This is a genomic window from Amycolatopsis sp. CA-128772, from assembly GCF_002904295.1.
Taxonomy (GTDB): domain Bacteria; phylum Actinomycetota; class Actinomycetes; order Mycobacteriales; family Pseudonocardiaceae; genus Amycolatopsis.
The window spans coordinates 207713-233124 of record NZ_PPHG01000086.1 but is presented as its reverse complement, the minus strand read 5'-3'; the positions used below and the strand labels follow the sequence as shown (position 1 = coordinate 233124).

At 74.1% G+C, this 25412-nt stretch carries 14 protein-coding genes; 5 read left to right on the top strand and 9 right to left on the bottom strand.

Annotated elements, in window-relative coordinates; genetic code table 11:
• Window positions 1–15: 15 nt before the first annotated feature.
• From C2L59_RS37675 to C2L59_RS37645, 7 genes are read right to left on the bottom strand one after another with little or no spacing between them, the layout of a single operon-like run.
• Window positions 16–2046: an MDR family MFS transporter gene (locus C2L59_RS37675; RefSeq protein WP_103354359.1), complete on the bottom strand. Its 2031-nt coding sequence runs from the start codon at window positions 2044–2046 to the stop codon at window positions 16–18.
• A gap of 27 nt (window positions 2047–2073) precedes the next feature.
• Window positions 2074–2553, bottom strand: a complete 480-nt coding sequence (locus C2L59_RS37670) for a GNAT family N-acetyltransferase (RefSeq protein WP_103354358.1) — start codon at window positions 2551–2553, stop codon at window positions 2074–2076.
• 36 nt (window positions 2554–2589) lie between these two features.
• Window positions 2590–3768 (bottom strand): glycosyltransferase, encoded by a 1179-nt coding sequence (locus C2L59_RS37665; RefSeq protein ID WP_103354357.1) that lies wholly within the window; start codon window positions 3766–3768, stop codon window positions 2590–2592.
• Window positions 3768–4574 carry an alpha/beta fold hydrolase gene (locus C2L59_RS37660; protein WP_103354356.1) on the bottom strand — a complete coding sequence of 269 codons (807 nt, stop codon included), beginning with the start codon at window positions 4572–4574 and terminating at the stop codon, window positions 3768–3770. The genes C2L59_RS37665 and C2L59_RS37660 overlap by 1 nt, the downstream gene beginning before the upstream one ends.
• A complete protein-coding gene (locus C2L59_RS37655; RefSeq protein ID WP_103354355.1) occupies window positions 4571–4876 on the bottom strand; it encodes an acyl carrier protein in 306 nt (101 codons plus the stop codon). The genes C2L59_RS37660 and C2L59_RS37655 overlap by 4 nt, the downstream gene beginning before the upstream one ends.
• A complete protein-coding gene (locus C2L59_RS37650) occupies window positions 4873–9204 on the bottom strand; it encodes a type I polyketide synthase (protein ID WP_103354354.1) in 4332 nt (1443 codons plus the stop codon). Before C2L59_RS37650 ends, C2L59_RS37655 begins: the two co-directional genes overlap by 4 nt.
• Window positions 9205–9209: 5 nt before the next feature.
• Window positions 9210–16010 (bottom strand): type I polyketide synthase, encoded by a 6801-nt coding sequence (locus tag C2L59_RS37645; protein WP_103354353.1) that lies wholly within the window; start codon window positions 16008–16010, stop codon window positions 9210–9212.
• A gap of 763 nt (window positions 16011–16773) precedes the next feature.
• On the opposite strand from C2L59_RS37645, the gene C2L59_RS37640 reads away from it, so the two are divergent.
• Both C2L59_RS37640 and C2L59_RS37635 read left to right on the top strand, forming a co-directional pair.
• Window positions 16774–17883, top strand: coding sequence for a pyridoxal-phosphate dependent enzyme (locus C2L59_RS37640; RefSeq protein ID WP_103354352.1), 1110 nt, complete (start codon window positions 16774–16776; stop codon window positions 17881–17883).
• Window positions 17880–18497: a transcriptional regulator gene (locus C2L59_RS37635; protein WP_103354351.1), complete on the top strand. Its 618-nt coding sequence runs from the start codon at window positions 17880–17882 to the stop codon at window positions 18495–18497. The genes C2L59_RS37640 and C2L59_RS37635 overlap by 4 nt, the downstream gene beginning before the upstream one ends.
• A gap of 2 nt (window positions 18498–18499) precedes the next feature.
• Here the strand turns inward: C2L59_RS37635 and C2L59_RS37630 are convergent, their stop codons facing one another.
• Window positions 18500–19405, bottom strand: a complete 906-nt coding sequence (locus C2L59_RS37630; RefSeq protein WP_103354389.1) for a glutaminase — start codon at window positions 19403–19405, stop codon at window positions 18500–18502.
• Between the two features lie 132 nt (window positions 19406–19537).
• Between C2L59_RS37630 and C2L59_RS37625 the strand changes: the two genes are divergently transcribed.
• From C2L59_RS37625 to C2L59_RS37615, 3 genes are all read left to right on the top strand, one after another.
• Window positions 19538–20929: an amino acid permease gene (locus tag C2L59_RS37625; protein ID WP_103354350.1), complete on the top strand. Its 1392-nt coding sequence runs from the start codon at window positions 19538–19540 to the stop codon at window positions 20927–20929.
• Window positions 20930–20960: 31 nt separating this feature from the next.
• Complete coding sequence (locus tag C2L59_RS37620) at window positions 20961–21962, top strand: LacI family DNA-binding transcriptional regulator (RefSeq protein ID WP_233223890.1); 1002 nt, start codon at window positions 20961–20963, stop codon at window positions 21960–21962.
• A gap of 89 nt (window positions 21963–22051) precedes the next feature.
• Window positions 22052–24667 (top strand): glycoside hydrolase family 2 TIM barrel-domain containing protein, encoded by a 2616-nt coding sequence (locus C2L59_RS37615; RefSeq protein ID WP_103354348.1) that lies wholly within the window; start codon window positions 22052–22054, stop codon window positions 24665–24667.
• A 16-nt stretch (window positions 24668–24683) separates the two neighbouring features.
• On the opposite strand, the gene C2L59_RS37610 is transcribed toward C2L59_RS37615, so the two are convergent.
• Window positions 24684–25361 (bottom strand): NUDIX domain-containing protein, encoded by a 678-nt coding sequence (locus tag C2L59_RS37610; RefSeq protein ID WP_103354347.1) that lies wholly within the window; start codon window positions 25359–25361, stop codon window positions 24684–24686.
• Window positions 25362–25412 lie beyond the last annotated feature (51 nt).

Below are 25412 nucleotides of genomic sequence, written 5' to 3'. Positions count from 1 at the left end.
CAGGCCGCCGGCAGGTCAGGCCAGGGCGTGGCGGCCGTAGGTTCGTGACTCCCCGCTCTGGTCCAGCAGGCGGGCCGCGACCCGGCCGATGGCCGCGTCCAGGTCCGCTCGGTTGCTCGGGCCCCAGTCACCGAGGCGGTCGGCCAGCCAGGTGTGCCAGGCCTGCACCACCTTGGCGAACTCCGCCCGGCCCGCGGCCGTCAGCTCCCAGCCGTCGCGGGTGTAGCTCAGGTGGCCGGTCAGCTCCAGGCGGTTGAACGCCGGCTCCAGGACCGGCGCCGGGACGCCGAAGTACTCGCCGATCGCGCGCAGGGTTGCCGGTTCGCCGCGGCGTCGGCGCAGGTGGACCTGCAGCAGGCACCAGATGCCGCCCTCGTCGAGGTCGCCGCCGGCCCGCTCGACGATCGACGGTGCCACCTGGCGGCGCTCGCGGAAGAACAGCGTCGCGACCGCGCGCTCGAGCTCGCGGTCGTCGGTGCGGGCCTCCGGCATCGCGAACCCGTCGCCGAGGTCGGGGGCCGCCGCGCGGGCCGTGTCGCGCAGCGGGACCTCCTTCAGGAAGAACGCCAGGACCAGGGCGACCAGGCCGACCGGGGCCGCGGCGAGGAACACCACGTGTAGCGAGTCGCTGTACGCACGGATCACCGGCGCCGACACCGATGGAGGCAGCGCGTGCAACGCCGTCGGCACCTGCAGCGCACGCGGGTCCACCCCCGGTGGCACCGGAAGGGTGGCCAGCTTCGGCGTCAGCTGGTTCGCGTACACCGTGCCGAAGATCGCCGCGCCGAACGAGCTGCCGATCGAGCGCAGGAACGTCACGCCCGAGGTCGCGACGCCGAGGTCGGCGTAGTCGACCGTGTTCTGCACGGCGATGGTGAGCACCTGCATGCCGAGCCCGATGCCGAGACCCAGCACCGCCATGTACGCCGACGCTTCCCAGAACCCGGTGTCCGCATCGAGCCGCGAAAGCAGGTACAGGCCGATCGTCATGCCCGCCGCCCCGGCCAGCGGGAAGATCTTGTAGCGGCCGGTGCGGCTCACCGCGTTGCCCGCGGCGATCGACGCCACGAGCAGCGCCAGCACCATCGGCAGCAGCCGGACCCCGGACGTCGTCGCGGACGTGCCCTGGACGTACTGCATGTACGTCGGCAGGTACGACAGCGCGCCGAGCATCGCGAAGCCGACGACGAAGCTCATGATCCCGCCGACGGTGAACACCGGGTTGCGGAACAGCCGCATCGGCAGCATCGGCTCCCGGGCCCGCAGCTCGACGAGGACGAACGCGGCGAGCAGCACCACCGAGCCGACCGCCATCCCGATGATCACCGGCGAGCCCCACGCGTACTGCGTGCCGCCCCAGCTCGTGACCAGCGTCAGTCCGGTCGCCGCCAGGCCGATGAGCAGGATGCCGAGGTAGTCGACGACCGGCTTGACCGCGGCGCGGGCGTTCGGCATCGCCGAGGACGCCACCACCAGCACCACGACGACCAGCGGGATGTTGACGTAGAACGCCCAGCGCCACGAGAGGTGGTCGACGAAGAAGCCGCCGAGCATCGGGCCGGCCACCGTGACCACGCCGAACACCGAGCCGAGCACGCCCTGGTACTTCCCGCGTTCGCGCAGCGGGACGACGTCGGCGATGAGCGCGGTCGAGGTGACCATCAGCCCGCCGCCGCCCAGACCCTGCACCGCGCGCCAGACGATCAGCCAGACCATGCTGTCGGCGAACCCCGCGCAGAACGAGCCGATGCCGAATACGATCACCGACAGCTGGAACATCAGCTTGCGGCCGAACAGGTCGCCGAGCTTGCCGACGACCACCGTCATGATCGTCTCGGCGAGCAGGTACGACGTCACCACCCAGGACAGGTGCCCGGCGCCGCCGAGGTCGCCGACGATGGTGGGCAGCGCGGTCCCGACGATGGTCTGGTCCAGCGCGGCCAGCAGCATCCCGAGCAGCACGGCGCCGAACACGGCGTTGACCCGCCCGCGGCTGAGGGCGGCCGGCGCCGCGGCGCTTGGGGTGGCCTCCGCCGTGGCCGTCATCCGCACCTCCTGGCTCGGCCTTCCAAGCTAGTGCGCGGGGTCCACTGTGGATAGCCACCCGTTCCGGTGACGCAGGGTCAGCTCGAACGGCTCGAACCCCCGCGCGCGGTAGAAGGCGAGCGCCGGTTCGTTGGCGGCGTAGGCCCGGACGGTGACCTCGTTCGCGCCCTTTTCCGCCGCCCACGCGAGAAACGCGTCGACCAGCTCGGCGCCGACCCCCGACCGGCGGTGCTCCGGGCCGACGCGCATGCTCTCCAGCACCGCGGTCACCGCGCCGGGCCGCAGCGGGTCCGGGGGCCGCAGCCGCCCGACCAGGTGGCCACCGCCGGCCTGCAGGCACAGGCAGCCGGGATCGTCGACGAGCTTCGCGTAGTAGGCCGTGCCTTCGCGTGCCGGCCAGCCGAGGTCCATGCGCGGGTCGTGGCGCCCGGCGTCTTCGGCGAACAGCCCGGCGGCCGACCGCACGAGTTCGGGGACGTCTTCGGGAGTACAACGGGAAACAGTCATGGCATCGACGGTATCCGCGTGATTTTACGGAGTGAATCAGCGCTTCCCGGGCCCCAGGTGGGCCAGGTCTTCCAGCGCGACCTGCTCCAGGTGCCCCGCGGCCGCCGCGCTGCCGCCGGCCGCGTGGAACGACGCCGCGATCGTCTCGGCCGCCCGCCGGTACGCCGGTTCCGTCAGCACTTCCTCGACCGCCGCGGCGATGCGCGGGGCGTCCGCGCGGCCGAACCGGAGCCGGAGGCCCGCGCCCGCCGCCACCACCTGGGCGGCCACGATCGGCTGGTCGTCGCGGATCGGGGCGACCACCAGCGGGAGGCCGTGCCACAGCGTTTCGCAGACGGTGTTGTGACCGGCGTGGCACAGCACCGCGTCCACCCGCGGCAGCAGCGCAAGCTGCGGGACCCGCGGGCGCACCAGCACGTTCGGCGGCACCTCGCCGAGCACGCCGCCCGGGTCGGCGATCACCGCCCGCGCCGGCAGCCCGGCGAACGCCGCCGCCGCCGCCGTCAGGAACCCCGCTCCCGCGGCCGTGTTCGCCGTGCCGAGAGACACCAGGACGGTCGGCCGGAGCGGGTCGAGCCAGGCCCACGGGAAGTCCGTTGTGGATGGACGCGCGCCCAGCGCCGGCCCGACGAGCCGGACACCCGGCGCCACGGTGGCCGGGCCGAGCAGTTCGCGGGTGGTGAAGGCGAGGACGCCGTGCGGGGAGAACCGGGGGTCGGCCTCGCCCCGGCCGCCGGCGATCCGCGCGCGCAGCCCGTCGAGCAGCGAGCCGACCCACGCCCCGACCTTCGGCATCCCGGCCAGGGGGTCGACCAGCTCGGCCGACGTCGTCGCCGAGGTCACCCACGGCAGGCCGTGCGCGTCGGCGAGCAGCCCACCGGCCAGGGCCTGCTGGTCGGCGACGACGACGTGCGGCCGGAACGCGTCGAGGGCCGCGGCCACGCCGGGTGCCATCGCGCCGGCCAGCGGGACCAGGAAGTCCTGCCAGAGGAACCGCAGGGCCGCGGGGCCCTTGAGGCCGGCCGGCCGCTCCGGCACGTCCGCCGGCAGCGCGCAGGCGAACACCAGCGCTTCCGGGCCGGCCAGCTGCCACAGCAGCTCGTCGTGCCCGGCCCAGGCGACCTCGTGGCCGCGCGCGGCGAGCTCGGCCGCCACCCCGGCGGCCGGGTTGACGTGCCCGGTCAGCGGCGGGACGACGAACAGGAACCGGGCCACTACCGCACCCGCGCCTGCGTGCGCGCGGTGTCGCGGACCCAGCCGAAGATCAGCTCGGTGACCTCGGCGGTCCGCTCGACCAGCACCGAGTGCCCCTGGCCGGGCAGCACGACGGTGCGGCAGGACGCCAGGTGCGTCTCGAAGTGCGGCACCTGGGCGGCCAGGCCCGAGTCGCCGCCGAAGACGGCGAACACCGGGCAGCGCACCGCCGACAGGTCCGCCGCGATCGTCGCGCTGCGCGGGATGTCCTCGGCGATCGTGGTGGTCTGCAGGATCCGGTTCGCGGCTTTGGACAGCCGCGCGGTGTGCGCGCCGTGGTTGTCGGCGATCCAGCCGATCACCTCGTCGATCGCCAGCCGGGCCTTCGCGTCGGCGAGCCCGTCGGCCATGTGCCGGGTCCACTCGGCGGTCGGCGGTTCGCCTTCGATGACGACGACGCTCGCTACCCGGTCCGGCCGGGCGGCGGCCAGCCCGAACGCCACCGAGGCGCCGAACGAGTTGCCGACGACGTGCACCGGCCGGGTCACCTCGCACGCGTCGAGGACCGCGACGAGGTCGTCGACGAACCGCTCCAGGTGGTAGCCGGACGCCGGGCGGGTGGTGCGGCCGTGCCCGCGCAGGTCGTACATCAGCACGTCGAGCCCGCGCGCGGCGAAGTCCGGGCCGAGGGTGAAGTAGTAGCTGGCGAGGCTGTCGGTGAGCAGGCCGTGGACGCACACCACGATCGGCGCGTCGCCGTCGAGGGGCGCGTCCGGGGTGAGCCGCTGGACGTGCACGTCCAGCTCGCCCGCGCGGATCCGGCTCACGCGGTCGCCCGCAGCGAGGCGACGGTGTACCGGACGAGTTCGCCGACGGTCAGCGCGATGATCTCGTCCAGGTCGCGTTCGGCGATGAAGGTCGCGAAGTTGACGCGGTCGCCGTAGTGCTCGCGCAGCTGCCCGGACAGCGCGACCAGGTCCACGCTCTCCAGCTCGAGGTCGTCGTGGAAGGTCGTCTCCATGGTGATCTCGGCGTCGTCCAGCCCGTACTCCTCGAGCAACTCCCGCAGCATTTCGCTGAGCTGGGCGAGCACGGTCACCTCGTTCGCGGCCGTGGTCTCGATGCTCATCCGGCGGTCTCCTTCGTCTCTTCGGTCCAGGCGACGACGTAGTGGCGCGGCGGTGCGCCGGGCGGGTTCTCCACGTCGGCGCAGTACACGCGGTGGTCGTGGCCGGCGACGCGGACGGTCATCTCCTCCGGGGCCGCCGCGACGACCTCGAAGTCCCGGGGTTCGCCGCGCAGCCCGGTGCCGCGCAGCTTCGCGACCGCCTCCTTGGCGGTCCAGAACCGGGCGAACCAGCGTTCCGGATCGCCCGGCAGGCTCGCGAACAGCGCCAGCTCGCCCGGCCCCAGCGCGGCCTCCACTGTGGACTCCGAACGCGGCGCGACCTCTTCGACGTCGATGCCGCACGGGCCGTGACGGGCGATCGCCACGCCGGCTTCGGCGCGGTGGGCCACGGAAATCGTCAGCTCGGGCAGGTCCCGGCCGTAGGCGCCGGTCGCGAAGGGCCGGCCGGCGGCGTCGTTGCCGATGCGCAGTTCGGCGGGGAACATCTCGCGCTCGCCGCGGGCCCAGAGGAATTGGCGGACGGCGTCCTTGGCGGCGATCCGGCCGAGCAGCCACTGGCGCCGCCCGCGCGGCGGCCGGCGCTCGTAGGCGGCGCGTTCCGGGCCGGCGAGGTAGTTGCGCATGATCAGCTCGCGGGTGGCCAGGTCCGGCCACTGCTCGTGCACCAGGGCCCAGCCGCCCGGCTGCTCGTGCGACAACGTCGAACGCTCGGGCGTGCGGTCGGCCTGGCGGATGTGCGGGGTGCTGTCGAACCGGCGGTCGCGCCAGCCGGTGAACTCGGCCCACACCTGACCGCGGTGGACGAGCTGCATGTCCGCTTCGAGGAACTGTTCGGTCAGCCCGGTGATCCGGACCAGGCACTCCAGCCGCTCCCCCGGCGCCGGGTGCGGGCCGTGGAACCGGATTTCGCGCATGGCGACCGGGAAGACGGTGGTCCGCTCGGGCAGCCGGGACATGATCCAGTAGCCGAGCACCTGGCCGACGTTGTCGAGCAGCGCGCCGGGAGCGGCCGGCGTGGTCAGCACCGCGCGCACGTGCCGGTCGCCGACGGCGGTCAGCTCGGTGACGCCGCGGAACTGCGGGCCGTGGAACATCCAGCGTTCGTCGTACAGCTGCGCCGCCGTGGTTTCGGGCACCTGTTCGGCCGACGCCGGGAACCGCCACGGTGCCGGCGCGGCGCCCGGGTGCTCCGGGGCGAGTTCCACGACGGCCTCCGAATAGCCGGCGAGCGCCGCGTGCACCCGGTCGGTGCCGTGGGGCCGGACGCGCACCGGCACGGTGACCGCCGGGACCGCGGTGATCCACTGGCTGAGCCGCACGTCGTGCACGGCGACCGCGTGCCGGCCGGGTGCGGCCTGCTCGGCGAACCGCATGAGGTGGCCGATCACGGTGGTGGCGGGCACGACCGGCCAGCGGTCGCCCGGGTCGGCCTGCGGCGGCTGCTTGAAGAAGCAGTGGTCGAGCAGGTAGGGCATCGCCTCGAGCGACACGGTCAGCGTGGTGTCCAGCGGGCCCGGTGACGGCGCTTTCACGTGAACGCTCCGTCCCGGGGCGGCACTTTCGCGTGAAAGTGCCGCGTCGGGACGGGTGGCGAGGACGGTGGACGCCAGCTCGGCCGTGTCGGCCAGCAGGGCGGCGAACTCCGCGGCCAAGGGGCCCTTCGCGGCCAGGTCGTCCACAGTGGAGTTTCGGGCGGCCGGCAGCGCGATCCGCGCGCGGACCTGGTCGTCCAGGGAGATCAGGCGGCCGCCGAGGTCGAGCTTGACCGCCTTGGGCGTGGCCGGGCGTTCGCCGGGCAGGCGGGCGAAGTCGATGTCCAGGCCGTCGGCCCACAGCGCGGTCGCGACCCGGCGCAGCTGCGCGAGCCCCGGGCGCTGCGCCGAGTGCGCCGCCACGACCAGGTGTTCCTCGCCGTGCAGGGTGTCGCCGACCAGGGAGCCGAGCTGCCCGGCACCGACCTGGACGAAGGCGCGGAATCCGGCGTCGTGCAGCGCGCGCACGAGCGGGCGGAACCGGACCGGCTGCAGCAGGTGCCGGACGAACAGCTCGCGGACCTCGGCCTCGGCGGCCGGGTACTCCGACACCGTGGTCGCCGACCAGAGCGGCAGGGCCGGCGGGTGCAGGGTGAAGCGCTCGGCCGCGTCCCGGATCGGGCCGAGGTACGGCCGCAGCATCGGGGTGTGGAAACCGGACCGGAACGGCAGCACCTGCGCCACGATCCCGGCGTCGCGGAACCGCTGCACGAGCGTGCCGACGGCCGCTTCCGGGCCGCAGATCATGGCCTGGTTCGGGGAGTTGTCGTGGGAGAGGACGACGTCCGCCCGGCCGGCCAGCTCCTCGAGCACCCGCGGCGCGGGGGCGCCGATCGCGGCGAAGGCGAGACCGGGGACGACGAGCGCGTCCGGGTCGAAGCCGGCGAGGAAGGCGTCGACCTCGGCTTCGGCGTGCACGCCGGCCACCGCCATCGCCGTCCATTCGCCGAGGCTGTGCCCGGCGACGGCGTCCGGCGTGACGCCGAGCCGGCCGATGGCCGCGTGCAGCAGCCGGCCCAGCTCGAACACCGCGGCACCCTGCCGCCCGACGTCGCCGACCTCGACGTCCGCGTGCTTCCAGGGCAGGCCGAAGTGGCGGGCGACGTCGCCGGAGTTGAGCGTGAGCTCCGATTCCAGGCCGGGGAAGAGGAAGGCGATCTTGCCGCCGCCCGGCCCGAGCAACGGGCGGTCGGCGAACCACACGTCGTTGCGCCCGCGCCAGGCCCGGCCCCGGGCGATGGCCTTGCGGGCCAAGGCCAGCCGCTTCTCCGTCGGGTCGACGATGCCGAGCCGGACCGGCCCGTCGCCGAGCTCCGGCGGCCCGGGCCGGTCGAACGCCTCGCGCAGGGCCTCGACGGTCGGCGCGGCGAGCCGCAGCACGCGTTCCGGCTCGCGCACCACGACCGGCTTCGCCCGGCCCGGTGCCTGTTCCAGGACGACGTGGGCGTTGATCCCGCCGAAGCCGAACGCGTTGACCCCGGCGCGGCGCACCGGCGCGTCCCACGGTTCCGCCGCGGCCAAAGTGGAGAAGCGGGTTTCCGCGAGCGCCGGGTGCGGGTCGTCGCAGTGCAGGGTGGGCAGGAGGACGCCGTGGTGCACGGCCAGGGCCGCCTTGACCAGCCCGGCGATCCCGGCCGCCGGCATGGTGTGGCCGATCATCGACTTGACCGAGCCGAGCACCGCACTCCCCCGCGTCCCGAACACCTCGGACAGGGTGGCGAGCTCGGCCGCGTCGCCGGCCGGGGTCGCGGTGCCGTGCGCTTCCAGCAGGCCGATCGCGTCCGGGGCGGCCGGGTCCAGGCCGGCCGCGGCCCATGCCTGGCGGACCGCCCGGACCTGGCCGCCGGAGTCGGGGCTGGCCAGGCCGGCCGTCCGCCCGTCGGAGGCGACGCCGGTGCCGGTGATCACCGCGTAGACGCGGTCGCCGTCGCGCTGGGCGTCGGCGAGGCGCTTGAGGACGACGATGCCGGTGCCCTCGCCGATCAGCACGCCGTCGGCGTCGCGGTGGAACGGCCGGATCCGCTCGGACGGCGACAGCGCACCGAGCTGGGTGAACACGCTCCAGAAGGTGATGTCGTGGCAGTGGTGGACGCCACCGGCGAGGACGACGTCGCAGCGGCCGGTCGCCAGCTCGCGCACGGCGTGGTCGACCGCGATCAGCGAGGACGCGCACGCCGCGTCCACGGTGTACGCCGGCCCGCGCAGGTCGAGCCGGTTGGCCAGCCGGGACGCGGCCAGGTTGGGCACCAGCCCGATCGCGGACTCCGGCGCCTCCGGGCCGAGCTGGTCGGTGAAGGCCCGGCGGACGGCGTCGAGCCGGTCCGCGTCCAGGTCCGGCAGCAGCTCCCCCAGCGTCCGCACGAGCTGGGTCGCGGTGCGGACGCGCTGGTCGAGCCGGACCAGCCCGGGCGTCAGGTAGCCGCCGCGGCCGAGCACGACGCCGACCTTCGCGCGGTCGGCGGGCAGCCGGTCCGGGCCGCCGGCGTCCGCGACGGCCTGCGCCGCGACGCGCAGCGCGATCAGCTGGTCGGGCTCGGTGGCGGGCACCGAGGCCGGCATGATCCCGAAGCCGGTGACGTCCACTTCGGCCAGTTCGTCGACGAACCCGCCGCGCCGGCAGTAGACCCGATCGGCCCGGCGCCGCTCGCCCGGCGCGTAGTGGGTGACGTCCCACTTCTCCGGCGGCACCTCGGTGATCGCGTCGACACCGCCGACGAGGTTGCGCCAGTACGCCGCCAGGTCCGGCGCGCCGGGCAGCAGCACCGACATCCCGACGATGGCCACGGGCTGGAGCATCCGCGTCACCAGCCCGACGCGGTGTGGACGACGGCGGCGGTGCCCGGGCGGCCCCAGGCCAGCTCCCGCAGCAGGCCGAGGGTGCCCTCTTCGGGGTCGATGAGCGCGATGCCGCGGCGGGCGTAGTCGCGCATCAGCTCGGGAGTCACCATGCCGTCGTGGTCGCCGGTCGGGGCCCACGGTCCCCAGTGGACGGTCACCGCGCGCCCGGCCGGCCACCGGCCGCCCAGTGCTTCGAGGGCGTCGTTCGCGGCGGCGTAGTCGGACTGGCCGCGGTTGCCCAGCGCGGCGGCGATGCTGCCGAAGAGGACGACGAACTTCGGCTCGTCGGGCAGGTCGGCGGTCGCCTCCAGAAGGGTGCGGGCGCCGTCGACCTTCGTGCCGTAGACGCGCTCGAACGACTCCGGCGCCTTCTCGGCGACGAGCTTGTCCTCGATCACGCCGGCCGCGTAGACGATGCCGTCGAGGCGGCCGTGCTCGGCGTGGATCTCCTTGACCGCCCGGTGCACGGCTTCGGCGTCGAGCATGTCGACCGACTGGTAGCGGACCGGGCTGCCGAGTTCACCGATCTTCCGCAAGGTCTGGCGGATTTCGCGTTCGCTTTGGATCCGGCGGACTGTCCGTTCGATCTCGGCCGGGCTCTTCAGCCCGGCTCCGATGAGTGCGACGCGGAGCTCCTGGACCGTCCCGGCCTGCGGGTGTTCGTCGTCGGGGCCGGGCACCGGCGTCCGGCCGAGTAGCTCGATCCGGCAGCGGGCGGCACCGGCGAGGGTGGCGGCGAACCGGGCGGTGATGCCCTTCGCGCCGCCGACGAGCAGGACCACCGAGTCGCGGTCCAGGCCGATCGCGGCCGCCTCGGCGGCGCCGTCGCCCGCCGGACCGGCGCCGCCGGCGGCCAGCGGCCCGAGGTCCTGTTCGGTCATCCGGAAACCCCTGCGGGAGCCGGGTTCCCGCCGGACGACCGGTTCTCGGTCCATTGTGGACAGCTCCGCGACGAACGCGGCCGCCTGCGCTTCCGGCGTCTCCGCGTCGGACAGCTCGACCACGCGGGTGAGCGTCCCGGGGTACTCACGGGCGACGCTGCGGTGGAAGCCGCGCAGGCCCTCGCCGGGGCCGACGGTCAGCAGCCAGGTCGGCGCCGTCGCCAGGGCGGCCTGGTACCGCGGGAAGGCGGCGGGCAGGACCGGCCCGGCGTCCGGGAACAGCAGGATCCCGTCGAAGCCGGCGCGGACGTCGTCGGTGAGCTCGGCCGTCGCGCCCCGGGCCGTCAGGTCGGCTTGCACGGCTTCGGCGAGGGGGCCGCGGCCGAGCAGGAGGAACTCGCGCCCGGCGACATCGGGCGTTTCGGCTGGAGGGAGGTCGTATTCGGTCATGACCAGGCGTTTCGGCGCGACGATGACCGGCGCGGGTTCCAAGCGCCCCAATGTGGCGTTCGGTGCATCCAGCGCACCCAATGTGGCGTTCGGTGCGTTGGACGCAACCAACGCCACATCGGGGCGCTCGGCCAGGGCGGCGATGGCGGCCGCGGTGCGGGCCTTGGCCAGCTCTTCGACGTCGCCGCCGGTGCCGAGGTTCAGGCGCGTGGCGAGCTCGCCGGCGATTTCGGCCCGCTTGATCGAGTCGATGCTCAGGTCGGCTTCCAGGTCGAGGTCCGGCTCGATCATCTCCGCCGGATAGCCCGTCCGCTCCCCGATCACCGCGACCACGGTGTCCAGCACCGAGGTGGCCGGCGTGGCGGGCGGCCCGCCGCCGATCAGCGCGACGATCGCCGCCGCCGTCCGGGCCTTCGCGAACTCCTCGACGTCACCGCCGGCGAGCCCCAGCCGCGCCGCCAGCTCGCCCGCGATCTCCGCCCGCTTGATCGAATCCACGCTCAGGTCGGCTTCCAGATCGAGGTCCGGCTCGATCATCTCCACCGGGTACCCGGTCCGCTCCCCGATCACCTCGACGACGGTCTCCAGCACCGACCGGCCCACCGCGACCTCCGGCTGGACCGGCGCCACCACCACCGGGATCGGCGCCCGCACCTCCGCCGGGGCGTCCGCGCCGAAGAAGCCGAGCAGCACGTCACGCTGGGCCGCGATCAGCTCGCGGCTCGTGCGCAGGAAGTCCGCGACCATCGCTTCCGACGACGTCCCCGGCTCCGGCGCGACGGCGAGGCTGATCCGCTCGGCCGGGCGGAGGGCCCCGGCGGGGATCGAGCCGTCCGCGGCGCGCAGCAGGTGGCCGTCGACCGTCCACCCGGGACGCTTCGGGCGCGGCGCCGTCGCCGCGTCGACCGCGTCGCGGCCGCGGAACAGCCAGCCGGTCCCGACGTCCACTCCGGACACCGCCAGCTGCGCCAACGCGCCGAGGAAACCCGGCAGGCCGCGACGCCCCGGCTGTTCGAAGCCGACCGTCCGATGGGGACGGTCGCCGAGGATCGCGGCGACCTGCTTGGCCAGGACCGCGCCCGGGCCCGCCTCGACGAACACCCGCGCCCCGGCCGCGTACATCGCTTCGACCTGCTCGGCGAACCGGACCGGCGCGCCCAGCTGGGCGGCCAGCTCGCCGCGGATCGCGTCCGGGTCCGGCGGGTAGGGGCCGGCCGTCCGGTTCGCGTACACCGGGACGGCGGGCCGCACGACGCCGATCGCGTCGAGCGCCCGGCCGAACGCTTCCCCCGCCGGCGCCACCAGCGGGCTGTGGAACGCGCAGGCGACCTGGATCCGGTTCGCGCCGAGCCCGGCGGCCCGCAGCTGCCCGACGGCCGTCTCGACGTCGGCTGTCGGCCCCGAGATCACGGTCTGCCGGGGTGAGTTGTGGTTGGCCAGTACGACGGTGGCGAGCCCGGCGTCGGCGAGCACCTTCCCGGTCTCCGCGGCGTCCGCCGAGACCGCGGCCATCGCGCCCGGGTCCTCCGGCGGCACGGCACCGGCCATCGCGCCGGCCCGGGCGTGGCTGGCGTGCAGCAGCCCTTCCGGCGTGAGCGCGCCCGCGGCCGCCAGCGCGGTCAGCTCCCCGTAGCTGTGGCCGCCGACCATCGCGGGCCGGACGCCGGCGCGGGTCAGGAGCCGGTAGGCCGCCAGCCCGGTGAGGCCGAGGGCGGGCTGGGCGACGCGGGTGTCCGTGACGCGGCCGGCCACGGCCTGCCGGGCGGATTCCCCGAACACCGCCGGGCCGAACACGACCCCGGCCGTCGCCGGGTCCAGGCGCAGGTACCGTTGCAGCTCGGGGAAGGTGACGAACAGCTCGGCGAACATGCCCGGCCGCTGGCTGCCCTGCCCCGGGAACAGCACCACGACCTCGCCCGGCTCGTCCGGGCCGGCGCGGTACACGCCCGGCGCGTCCGCCCCGTCCAGGGCCTTCCGCAGCAGCTCGACCAGTTCGTCCACAGTGGACGCGACGACGGCGAGCCGGATCCGCCCGCCCGCCGCTTCGGCCCGCCGGGACGCGCCGAGGGCGAGGTCCCGCAGCCGCCACGGCTGCCGGCCCGCCGGGACGTCCGACGCCAGTTCCAGCACGGCCCGCGCCGCGGCCTCCGTCGTGAAGGTGAACAGCTCCGCGGGCCACTCGTCCGCCGTCTGCGCGGGCGGCACGCCGGGGTGCGCACCCAGCACCACGTGGAAGTTCGTGCCGCCGAAGCCGAACGCGCTGACCCCGGCGAGCCGCTCCGCGGGCGGCGCGGGCCACGGCTGCGCCGCCGACTGGAAGACGAACGGGCTGGTCCCGGGATCCCACGCCGGGTTCGGCGAGGTGAGGTGCAGCGTCGGCGGTTTGACGCCGGTGTGCAGCGCCAGCGCGGCCTTGATCAGCCCGGCCAGGCCGGCGGCGCACTTCGTGTGCCCGATCTGGGACTTCACCGAGCCGACCGTGCAGCCGCCGGGTGCGGCGCCGGCCTCGGTGAACACCTTCGTCAGCGTGCCGAGTTCGGTCCGGTCGCCGAGGACCGTGCCGGTCCCGTGCGCCTCGACCAGCCCGACCCGCGCGGGCGAGACACCGGCGTTGCGGTAGGCACGGGTCAACGCGGTGTGCTGGCCTTCGGGCCGGGGTGCGGTGAGGCCGAGCGCGCGGCCGTCGGACGCCGCGCCGACGCCCTTGATCACGGCGTACACGCGGTCGCCGTCGCGTTCGGCGTCGGCGAGGCGCTTCAGCGCGACGCACGCGACGCCTTCGCCGAGCGCGATGCCGTCGGCCGCGCTGTCGAACGTCGCCGACCGGCCGGTCGGCGAGAGGGCGTGCGCCGAGGCGAACAGGAGGTAGTCGTTGATGCCGTTGTGCAGGTCGGCGCCGCCGCAGAGGACGAGGTCGCTGGTGCCGGCGGTCAGTTCCTTGCAGGCGACGTCGACCGCGGTCAGCGAGGACGCACACGCCGCGTCGACGGTGTAGTTGGCGCCGCCCAGGTCGAGCCGGTTGGCGATCCGCCCGGCGATGACGTTGGCGAGCACGCCGGGGAAGGAGTCCTCGGTGATGCGCGGGAGGCGATCGTCCAGTTCGGACGGCAGTTCGCCCAGGTAGGACGGCAGCACGGTCCGCAGCGTCATCGCGTTCGACAGGTCGCTGCCCGCCTCGGCGCCGAACACCACGGACGTCCGGGCCCGGTCGAACGCGCGGTCGGCGTACCCCGCGTCGGCGAGCGCCCGGTGCGCGGCCTCCAGGGCCAGCAGCTGCACGGGTTCGATGCTGGCCAGCGACGACGGCGGGATGCCGTACTTCAGCGGGTCGAAACCGATTTCGGGCAGGAACCCGCCCCAGCGCGACGGCGTCCGCTCCCCCTGGCCGTCCGGGTCGTAGTAGAGGGACGTGTCCCAGCGCTGCGGCGGTACTTCGGTGACCGCGTCGGCGCCGGCCAGGATGTTCGCCCAGAACGCGGCCAGGTCCGGGGCCTGCGGGAACATGCAGGCCATGCCGACGATCGCGATGTCCAGCGGCGCGGGGGCCGGCGGTTCCCCCTCGGCGACGCCGAACTCCGCGGCCCGCGCGCGCAGGAATTCGTTCGCGCCCTCACCCACCGAGTGGTGCAGCGCGGCGATCGTGGTGACGGCCGAGCGCAGCACGGCCACCTCGCCCGCCATGAACATGCCTTCGGCCAGCTGCCGGTCTTCGCCGACGTCCCGCAGTTCCGCGCCGACGCGCTCGATGCCCTTGCTCGCCAGGCGCAGCCGCCCGACGTTGAGCGTTTCCAGCTGCTCCCACGCGTCCCGGCTCGGCACGCCGCGTCCGGCGAGGTCCGCCTTGATCGCCGCGTACTCCTCGGTGAACGGGCTGCGGACGCAGCGCGTGGCGTGGCCGGGCGCGGTTTCCAGCAGGTCCGTGTGCTCGGCCGCCAGGAGCCGGCGCTGGAACAACGGGAGCACGGCGCCGGCGTCGACGGCTTCGCGGGTGAACAGGTAGGCGGTCCCCATCAGCACGCCGATCGCCGCGCCCCGCGCGGCCACCGGCGCGGCGAGGGCGGCCACCATCGCGGCCGAGCGCTCGTCGTGGACCCCGCCGGCGAACAGCAGCTGCAGGCCGGCGGCCGCGTCCGGGGCGGCCGCGAGGAAGTCGCCGAGCACGCCGAGCTGCGCCTCCCACAACGGGAAGCTGGTGCGCGGGCCTACGTGCCCCCCGCATTCGGAGCCTTCGAACACGAACTTGCGCGCGCCCGCCTCGAGGAACTGCCTGAGCAGGCCCGGTGACGGCACGTGCAGGAAGGTGGCGATGCCCGCGTCCTCCAGGGCCGCGGCCTGGGCCGGGCGGCCGCCGGCGATGATCGCGTGGGTCGGCCGCAGCTCGCGGATCACTGCCAGCTGCGCCGCCTTGACGTCGTCGGCGGCGAACCCGAGGACGCCGACACCCCAGGGCGCGTCGCCGACGGCTTCGCGGGTCCGTTCCAGCACATCGCGGGTCTGTTCCCGGCCGGACAGGGCCAGCGCGATGAACGGCAGCGCGCCGCCCGCGGCGACTTCGGCCGCGAAGCGGGGCTGATCGCTGACGCGGGTCATCGGTCCCTGCGCGACCGGCAGCGCGGTGCCCAGCGCGCGGCTGCCCGCGCTGCCCGGGCCGAGGACCGCGTCCGGCACGCGCAGGGCCTCGCCGACGGCGTCGGCCAGGCCGCGCACCGCCGCGGTCACCGTGCCCCAGCGGTCGCGGAACCGGGTGGCGAGGAAAACGTCCTGCCCGGCCTCGACCGGCTCGGTGCCGCGGCGCGCCAGCACGCGGACGCCGTCGACGACGGTCGTTTCCGATCCGTCGAGGCCGGTGACGGCGGTGGTGAGCGCCGGCGGCAATTCGGCTTCGGGCAGCAGGGCGAGCTGCGTGTCCACGACGACGCCGGCCGCGCCGCCCGCGACCGCGGCCGCGGCGGTGTGCGGCCCGATGCCGCCCGCCGCCCACACCGGGACGTCGAGCGTTTCGTCGGCGAGCAGCGCCTGGAGCAGCACGAACGTGCTCAGTTCCCCGGTCGGCCCGCCGCATTCGTGCCCGCGGGCGATCAGGCCGTGCGCGCCGCCGTCGATCGCCCGGGCGGCCGCCGCGCGGGAGGTGACTTCGGCCAGCACGCGCCGGCCCGGGAAGTCCCGGGCCGAGCAGGCGGCGTCTTCGGTCAGCAGCACGGTGGTCACGGCTTCCGGCAGGTCCGCCGGGTGCGTCAGCCGCACGCCGAACGCCGGGATGTCCCATTCCCCCAGGAGCGCGAGCTCGTCCGCCGCGCCGGCGCTGGTCAGGTCGAGCACGCCGAGGCCGCCCCCGCGCGCGGCGGCGGCGACCCCGCGCGCCGACGGCCACCGCAGCGGCGACACGGCGACGACCAGGTCGGCCGGCACGGAGTCGTCTTTCGAGAGACGCATGGGAACTCCCGCTACGCACGAAAGGGTGAAGGGTAACGGGGAGTACTTAAGCGGGTTCCTTCCGTGCCGTCAACAACCCGCCGCGATTTCATCGCCGGGGTGCAGAAAATTCGGGATGGACCAGGCCGGCGGCGCAAGAATTCAACGTCGCCGTCACGCTCGGCCGTCCGACTGGCGAGAGGCGATTGCCCGGCTGCCCGGACCGCTTCCGCGGTGTGGTCCACCCGGCACGCACCGCCGGACGGCGCAAGCGATCCCGCCTGGCAGACGCGTTGGCGTTGCCCGTTCCGGACCACGCCGACCGTCGGGTACCGCGTTTCCGGCCCACCACCGCCGCGTATCCGGACGGTAAACCCGCTATCCGAAACCGCCGTCTCCGCCGACTCCGCCAGACACTTCTTCGCCGGTTATCGCGGTCAATTCGGCCGTCCTTTTCCAGGCACCGGTAAGAATCGGCCGAAGAATACGCGTCACCACCCCCTCACACGCTGGTGGTCCACAGTGGATTGGGGGCACCCCGGGGTTCCCGGTGCTCACAGACCACGAACGGGGACGTCGCCCGCGGCGGCCGTGACGACCGGCGGTATTCGGGCGGCCACCTCCGGTACTCCGGGCGGTGCGGCCCGGGTGGCGGTGATCGAAATTTTCCGTCTCCGCGTGACAAGCTTTTCCTGAGAAGAAGCTGAAGTTATTTCGCGTACCAGTCAGTAGCACTAGACGGTAGGTCTAGACTTGGACTATTCGTCCAGACACGGAGGTGGCGGTGGAGTACTGGTACACCGATGAACGCTCGGGCACGCGGTACCCCGGCGATCCCCGGCGCTGGCGTGGCGACGACGGCGTCCCGCTCACCGTCGCGCCGCTGCCCGGCCTACGCCCGGCCGACGTCGACACCGGCGTCCGCTCGCTGTGGCGGTACCGGGCCGCGCTGCCCGGCGACCTGCGCCCGGTGTCGCTCGGCGAGGGCTGTACCCCGCTGGTGCCGCGGGCCTGGGGCGAGGCGGAGGTGCGGTTCAAGCTCGAGTGGTTCAGCCCGACCGGCAGCTTCAAGGACCGCGGCACCAGCGTCATGGTCTCCGCGCTGGCCGGCGCCGGGGTGCGCGAACTGCTGGAGGACAGCTCGGGCAACGGCGGCTCGTCGGTGGCGGCCTACAGCGCCGCGGCCGGCATCGCGGCGACCGTACTGGCGCCCGAAGGGACGTCGCCGGCGAAGGTCCTGCAGACCCGCGCGTACGGCGCGGCCGTCGAACTGGTGCCGGGCACCCGCGACGACACCGCCGCCGAGGCCGTCCGCCGCTCGGCCCGCACGACCTACGCCAGCCACAACTGGCACCCGTTCTTCCTGCAGGGCACCAAGACCCTGGCCTACGAGCTGTGGGAGGACCTCGGCTTCCGCGCGCCGGACGCCGTCGTCACGGTGGCCGGCGCGGGCAGCATCGTGCTGGGCTGCGACCTCGGGTTCGGGGAGCTGCTCGCCGCCGGGTCGATCGGGCAGCGCCCCCGCCTGCTGGTCGCCCAGCCGCGGAACTGCTCCCCCGTCGACGCGGCGTTCCACGACCGGCAGCCGCCGCCGTTCGCGCCGACGGTCGCCGAGGGGACCGCGATCCGCCGTCCGGTGCGGCTGCCGGAGGTGGTCGCGGCGATCCGGCGCTCGGGCGGGGACACCGCGGCGATCGAGGAGGACGCCATCGCCGCGGCCGCCCGCCGCCTGGCGTCCCTCGGCCTCTACGCGGAGCCGACCAGCGCGACGGCCGCCGCGGCCATCGACGTGTTCCGCGCGCGGGGCGCCATCCGGCCGGGCGAGACGACCGTCGTCGTGCTCACCGGCTCCGGCCTGAAGGCGGCGGACAGGCTGCGGGAGCTGATCGGATGACCGAGGACGAGCTGCTGCTGCGCGAAGCCGAGAAGATCGCCCACGCGGTCGGCCGGATGTTCCCCGGCCTCTGCGAGGTGGTGCTGCACGACCTGCGCGACCCGGCCCACGCGGTCCGCGCGATCGAGGGCGGCCTGTCCGGCCGCGCGGTCGGCGACCCGGCCACCGAGCTGGGCCTGGCCCGGATCGCCGACCCGGAGTTCCCGGACGTCCTGCAGAACTACCCGAACCGCTTCCCGGACGGCCGCCCGGCGAAGAGCACGTCGATCGGCATCCGCAACGCGGCGGGCGAGTACGTGGCGGCCCTGTGCCTCAACCTTGACGTGTCCCTCCTCGGCCCGGCGGCCCGCGCCCTGACCCGCCTGGCCGGCACGGACGAGCCGGCCCCCCTGGCGGAGTCCCTGCGCGCCCGCACGGCGGACGAGCTGCGCGCCCTGGTGGAGGACTACGCCACCGAGCGCGGCCACACCCCGCGCAGCCTGCCGCCGTCCGGGAAGAAGGACCTGGTGCGGTCGCTGAAGGCGCGCGGGTTCCTGGAGCTGAAGAACGCGGTGCCGGCGTTGACGGACCTGCTCGGGATCTCACGGGCCAGCGTCTACAACTACCTGCGCTGAGGTCAGAAGATCGACCAGCCGGTCAGTGTGGTGAACCGGTCCAGCGCCGCGACCCCCGCCACCGAGTTGCCGCGCGCGTCCAACCCCGGGCTCCACACGCACACCGCGCACCGGCCCGGGACGATCGCGAGGATTCCGCCGCCCACGCCGCTCTTGCCCGGGAGGCCGACGCGGTAGGCGAACTCGCCCGCCGCGTCGTACGTGCCGCAGGTCAGCATCACCGCGTTGATCCGCTTCGCCGCGCTGAGGTCCAGGAGGCGGGACCCGTCGTTGCGGAGGCCGTGGCGGGCCAGGAACAACGCCGAGCGGGCGACGTCCGCGCAGCTCATCGCGATCGAGCACTGGCGGACGTACTGGTCCAGCACCGAGGGCACCGGGTGGCGCATGTTGCCGTAGGACGCCATGAAATAGGCGAGGGCGCGGTTGCGGTCGGCGTGCGCCGCCTCCGAGGCCGCCACCTCCGGGTCCACCGCGATTTCCGGGCGGCCGCTCTCCTGCCGGAGGAAGGCGAGCAGAGCCTCCACCGCGTCGCCGTGGCGGGCGAGTTCGTCGGTCACCACCAGGGCGCCCGCGTTGATGAACGGGTTCCGCGGAATGCCGTCCTCGTGTTCCAGCTGCACCAGCGAATTGAACGGGTCGCCCGACGGTTCGCGGCCGACGCGCGTCCAGACGCGGTCGCCGCGCGAGAGCGTCAACGCCAGGGTGAACACTTTGGACATGCTCGGCACGGAGAACGGGTGCTTCCAGTCGCCGGCGCCGTGGACCGCACCGTCCACTTCGGCCACCGCCATGCCGAACCGCGACGGTTCCACCCTGGCCAGCGCGGGAATGTAGCCGGCGACGGCGCCGCGGCCGATTTCCGGCGCGACGTCGTCGGCTATCCGGTCCAGCAGCGCCGCGAGATCCACGGCCGTAGCGTGGAAGCCGCGCCCCGGCCGGGCCGCACGCACCCCGCTCCGGTCGCCGTGATGTCCGGCACACCTTAAGTCTTCCTTAGCCCGCTTGGTGACCTCTCGCACACGCTCTAGCGTCTGGCAACCATGGATTCCTCGCTGCTCACCGAAAAAGGTGAAAGCTATTCGAAAGCCCTGGGCAACCGCCAGGTGCAGATGATCGCCATCGGCGGCGCGATCGGCGTCGGGCTGTTCCTCGGCGCCGGCGGCAAGCTGCACCAGGTCGGCCCGTCGCTGGTCTTCTCCTACGCGATCTGCGGAATCGCCGCCTACTTCGTGATGCGCGCGCTCGGCGAGCTCGTCCTGCACGAGCCCAGCTCCGGCAGCTTCGTCACCTACGCGCGGAAGTTCATCGGCCCGTGGGCCGGCTTCGCCTCGGGCTGGATGTACTGGGTGAACTGGGCGATGACCGGGATCGCCGAGATCACCGCGGTCGCCATCTACGTCCACAAGTGGCTGCCGGACGCGCCGCAGTGGATCACCGCGCTGATCGCCCTCGGCGTGCTGCTGATGGTGAACCTGCTGTCGGTGAAGGTGTTCGGCGAGCTGGAGTTCTGGTTCTCGGTGGTCAAGGTGCTGGCCATCGTCGTCTTCCTGGTCGTCGGCGCCGGTCTGGTGCTGACGAGCGCGGACATCGGCGGCGCGCCCGCCGGCCCGCACAACCTGACCGGCCACAGTGGACTGTTCCCGGCGGGCGCCGGCGTCGCGCTGATGACGCTGCAGGCCGTCATCTTCGCCTACTCGGCCATCGAGGTGGTCGGCATCGCGGCCGGCGAAACGAAGGACCCGCGCCAGGTGCTGCCGAAGGCGATCAACGGCGTGGTCTGGCGGATCGGCGTGTTCTACGTCGGCTCGGTGCTGCTGCTGGCCATGCTGCTGCCGTGGCCGTTCTACAGCGGCGACGAAAGCCCGTTCGTCACCGTGTTCAGCCGGCTCGGCATCCCGGGCATCGGCGACGTGATGAACGCGGTGGTGCTGACCGCGGCGCTGTCCAGCGTCAACTCCGGCCTCTACTCGACCGGCCGGATCCTGCGTTCGCTGGCCGAAGAGGGCGAGGCGCCGTCGTTCGTCAGACGGCTGAGCCGCCGGCAGGTGCCCTACGGCGGCATCCTGTTCACGTCGGTGGCCTACGTGCTCGGCGTGGTGCTGAACTACCTGGTGCCGAAGGAGGCGTTCGACATCGCCATCGCGATCGCGTCCCTCGGCGTGATCAGCACCTGGGCGACGCTCATCTTCTGCCAGCTGCGGCTGCGGCAGGCCGCGCTGCGCGGCGAGCTGGAGCGTCCGTCGTACCGGATGCCGTGGGCGCCCTACAGCGGCTGGGCGACGCTCGGGTTCCTGGCCCTGGTGGTGGTGCTGATGGGCTTCTCGGACGGCGCCGAGAAGATCGCCTTCTACTCCATCCCGGTGCTCGCGGTGGTCCTGGCGGTGGGCTGGCGGCTCGTGGTCAAGCGCCGCGAACGCACCCCGGCCGGGTAGCGGGCCGGGCGCGGGCGGGCATACTCGACGGATGTCCCCGAGCAGCACGGAACCCCGGAGGGTGACGATCCACGACGTCGCCCGCTCGGCCGGGGTCTCGCGGCAGACGGTGTCGCGGGCGCTGAACGACAAGGCCGAGATCGACGGCTCGACCAAGCAACGCGTCCTCGACGCCGCCCGCGAGCTCGGCTACCGCCCGAGCCGCTTCGCCCGCGGCCTGGTCCGGCCGGACACCACCACGATCGGGCTCGTCGTGCCGGACCTGCTCAACCCGTTCTTCACCGAGGTCGCCGCCGGCGCGCTGGCGGCGGCCCGGGCCCGCGGCTGGCACGTCGTCGTGCACGACACCGCCGACGACCCGGAGCAGGAGCTGGCCACGCTGCGCGTGATCGGCGCCCAGGTGGACGCGGTCGCGGGCTACTTCGGCCGGTCCGACGAGGACCTCGAGCGCCTCACCGCCGGCATCCCGGTCGTCCTGATCGGCCGGGAGCCGCGCACCCCGCGGTTCAGCGGGATCGGGATCGACGGCGAGGAAGGCGTCCGCGAGGCCGTCGCCCACCTGGTCTCGCGCGGGCACCGGCGGATCGGCATGCTCGACGGCCGTCCCGCGCCGGGTGTCCGGCGGCAGTGGTTCCTGCGGGCCGCCGCCGAGTGCGGGGTCGCCGTGCACCCCGGCTGGATCGCCGGCGGCGCCCAGAGCGTCGACGGCGGCGGCGCGGCGCTGGCCACCCTGCTCGCCGCCCACCCCGACGTCACCGCCGTGTTCGCCTTCAACGACGTGATGGCGATCGGCGCCCTGCGCGAGGCCCGCCGGTTCGGCCTGCGCCTGCCCGCCGACCTCGCCGTGATCGGGTTCGACGGGCTCGCCCTCGGCACCCTGGTCGAGCCGGAGCTCTCCAGCGTCGCCGTCGACACCCGCGCGGTCGGTGCGCTCGCCGTCGAGCAGGCCGCCCGGCTCGTGACCGGGGCCGAGCCGCTCGGCTCGGGTGAACTGACCGTCCGCGCCCGCCTCCACCTGCGCGAATCGGCCTGACCGCTTGACACCGGGTCGCCCCGGAACGCACACTGCCGAGCGGGCCGTGAACGTTCACGGGAACGCTCACGGCAAGCGGAAGGACCCCCATGTCGTACCTCGAAGACCCCCGGCCCGGCCGGGGGTCCGTCGCCGCGCGCGCGGCCTTCACCTCCGACGCGCCCGCCCTCTCGCTGAACGGCACGTGGCGCTTCCGGCTCTCGCCCGGCCTCGCCGCCGCGCCGGCCGGGATCGACTCGTGCGGCCGGATCTGGCTCAACGGCACCGAGCTCGGCGTGACGCAGGGCAGCCGGCTGGCGGCGGAGTTCGAGGTCGGGCCGCTGCTGCGGCCCACCGGGAACGTCCTCGCGGTGCGCGTGCACCAGTGGTCGGCCGGCAGTTACCTCGAGGACCAGGACATGTGGTGGCTGTCCGGGATCTTCCGCGCCGTCACCCTGCTCGCCCGCCCGGACGGCGGCATCGGCGACTACCACGTCCGCGCCGACTACGACCACACGACCGGGCTGGGCACCGTCTGCGTCGAAACCGGCCCGGACGTCGTGCTGGACATCCCCGGACTCGACGTCGCCGGGCACCCGGCCGGGGAGCCCCTGGAACTGGCGGTCGAACCGTGGAGCGCGGAGACCCCGCGGCTGTACGACGGGACGCTGTCGACCGAGGCCGAGCGGGTGCCGGTGCGGCTCGGGTTCCGGACGGTGACGATCGAGGACGGGCAGCTGAAGGTCAACGGCCGCCGGCTGCTGCTGCGCGGGGTGAACCGCCACGAGCACGACCCGCGCACCGGGCGCGTGGTGGCGCCGGAAACCGCGCTGGCCGACGTGCTGCTGATGAAGCGGCACAACGTCAACGCCGTCCGGACCAGCCACTACCCGCCGGATCCAGCGTTCCTCGAACTGTGCGACACCTACGGCCTGTGGGTGATCGACGAGTGCGACCTGGAGACCCACGGCTTCGAGCCGCTGGGCTGGGCCGGCAACCCCAGCGGCGATCCGGTGTGGACGGAGGCCTACCTCGACCGGATCCGGCGCACGGTGGAGCGGGACAAGAACCGGCCCAGCGTGATCCTCTGGTCGCTGGGCAACGAAAGCCACACCGGGGAGAACCTGGCGAAGATGGCGGAGTGGGTGCGCCACCGCGATCCGACGCGGCCGATCCACTACGAAGGCGATCACGACTGCGCCTATGTGGACGTGCACAGCCGGATGTACGCCACGCACGAGGAGGTCGAGCGGATCGGCCGCCGCGAGGACGACAACGCGCGCCGCCGCGACCTGCCGTTCGTGCTGTGCGAGTACGGGCACGCGATGGGCAACGGCCCGGGCGGCCTGCTGGAGTACCGCGAGCTGTTCGAGCGGTACCCGAACTGCCAGGGCGGGTTCGTCTGGGAGTGGATCGACCACGGCCTCGCCGCCGGCGGGCACTTCGCCTACGGCGGGGACTTCGGCGAGCCGCTCCACGACGGCAACTTCGTCATCGACGGCCTGGTCTTCCCGGACCGGACGCCGTCGCCGGGACTGGTCGAGTACGCGAAGGTCATCGAGCCGGTCCGGATTTCGGCCGGCGGGTCCGGGATCCTGGTGGGCAACCACCACGACTTCGTGAGCACCGCGCACCTCACGTTCACGTGGACCCTGGAGGACGAAGGGATCGCGGTCGCCGAAGGCGTTCTCGACGTTCCGCCGGTCCGATCCGGACAGAGCGCTTCGGTGCCGCTGCCCGGATTGCCCACCACCCGTGGCGAGTCGTGGTTGACGGTGTCGGCGACGCTGACCTCGGCGACGGCGTGGGCCCCGGCCGGGCACGTCGTCGGCCGGGGGCAGCTGCCGGTATCGGCGGCGCCCGCCGCGGCGCCGCTCCCGCCACGCGGACCGGTGTTCCGCACCGGCGGCCGGCTGCTGCTGGGCGCCGGCGCGTTCGACCCGGCGACCGGCGTCCTGTCGTCGCTCGGCGAGCACGCGGTGCACGGGCCCCGGCTCGACGTCTGGCGCGCGACGACCGACAACGACCGCGGCACGTTCGGCGGCCGGCCCGACGCCGGCCGGTGGCGCGAGGCCGGGCTGCACCGCATGCAGCACCGCGTGCTCACGGTCGACGCCGACGGCGAGGAACTGGTGGTGCGCACCCGGGTGGCCCCGCCGGCGCAGCCGTTCGGCCTGTTCGCGGACTACACGTGGACCGCGTTCGAAGACCGCCTGCGGCTGCGGCTCGAGGTGACCCCGGACGGCGAGTTCCCCGGCACGCTCCCCCGGCTCGGGCTGGCGATGGCGGTCCCGGGCACGTTCGGCTCGGCCGAGTGGTTCGGCGCCGGCCCGGGCGAGGCGTACCCGGACAGCCGCCAGGCGGCGCGGATCGGCCGGTTCTCCAGCAGCGTCGACGGCCTGCAGACGCCGTACGTGTTCCCGCAGGAGAACGGCAACCGGACGGCGGTCCGCTGGGCCCGCTTGACGGCCCCGGACGGCACGGGCCTCCACATCGACGGCGACCCGCAGTTCGATTTCACGGCCCGCCGCTGGACCGCGGCCGACCTGGAGGCGGCGCGGCACACCGACGACCTCGTGCCGGGTGAGCTGGTGCACCTGACGCTGGACGTGGCCCAGCACGGGTTGGGCTCGGCGTCGTGCGGGCCCGGGGTGCTGCCGCGGTACCGGCTGGTGCCGCAGAAGACGGAGTTCACGCTGTGGTTCCGGGTGGTGTCGACCCGGTGACTCCGGGCCCCGCTCCTCAGGTGCGCAACATCGGCGGGTACAGCAGTTCGGCCCGGCCCCGCCGGTAGAGCCGGGCCGGGCGGCCGCCGTCACGGGTGGTGGTGCGGCCCGTCTCTTCCAGGAGGCCGTCCGCGCCCGTCACCTTGCGGTGGAAGTTGCGCGGGTCGAGCCGGGTGGCCCAGACGACCTCGTACACCCGGCGCAGCTCCGCGACCGTGAACTCCGGTGGGCAGAACGCCGTCGCCAGCGGGGAATACTCCAGTTTCGCGCGAGCGCGCTCGAGGCCGTCGGCGAGAATGCGGTTGTGGTCGAACGCCAGCCGCTCGGCCAGCAGCGCGCTGACCGGCGCCCAGCGGGCCTCCGCCGCGTCCGTGCCCGCGCGCGGAGCCGGCAGGTCCGGCGCCAGGGCCAGGTACGCCACCGTCACCACCCGCATGCGCGGATCGCGGTCCGGGGCGCCGTAGCCGGCGAGCTGTTCGATGTGGACGGACCCCGGCGCCAGCCCGGTCTCCTCCGCCAGTTCCCGGCGCGCCGCGTCCGGCAGGTCTTCGTCCGCGCGGACGAACCCGCCGGGCAGCGCCCACTCCCCCAGGTACGGCTCGACACCGCGGCGCACCACCAGGGCGCACAGGCCGTCCCCGGTCAGGGTGAGCACGACGAGGTCGACGGTGACGGCGAACGGCGGGTGACCCATGCCACCACCCTACCCGCTAATCGTCAGCTTGACGATTAGGGCGCTCACCGC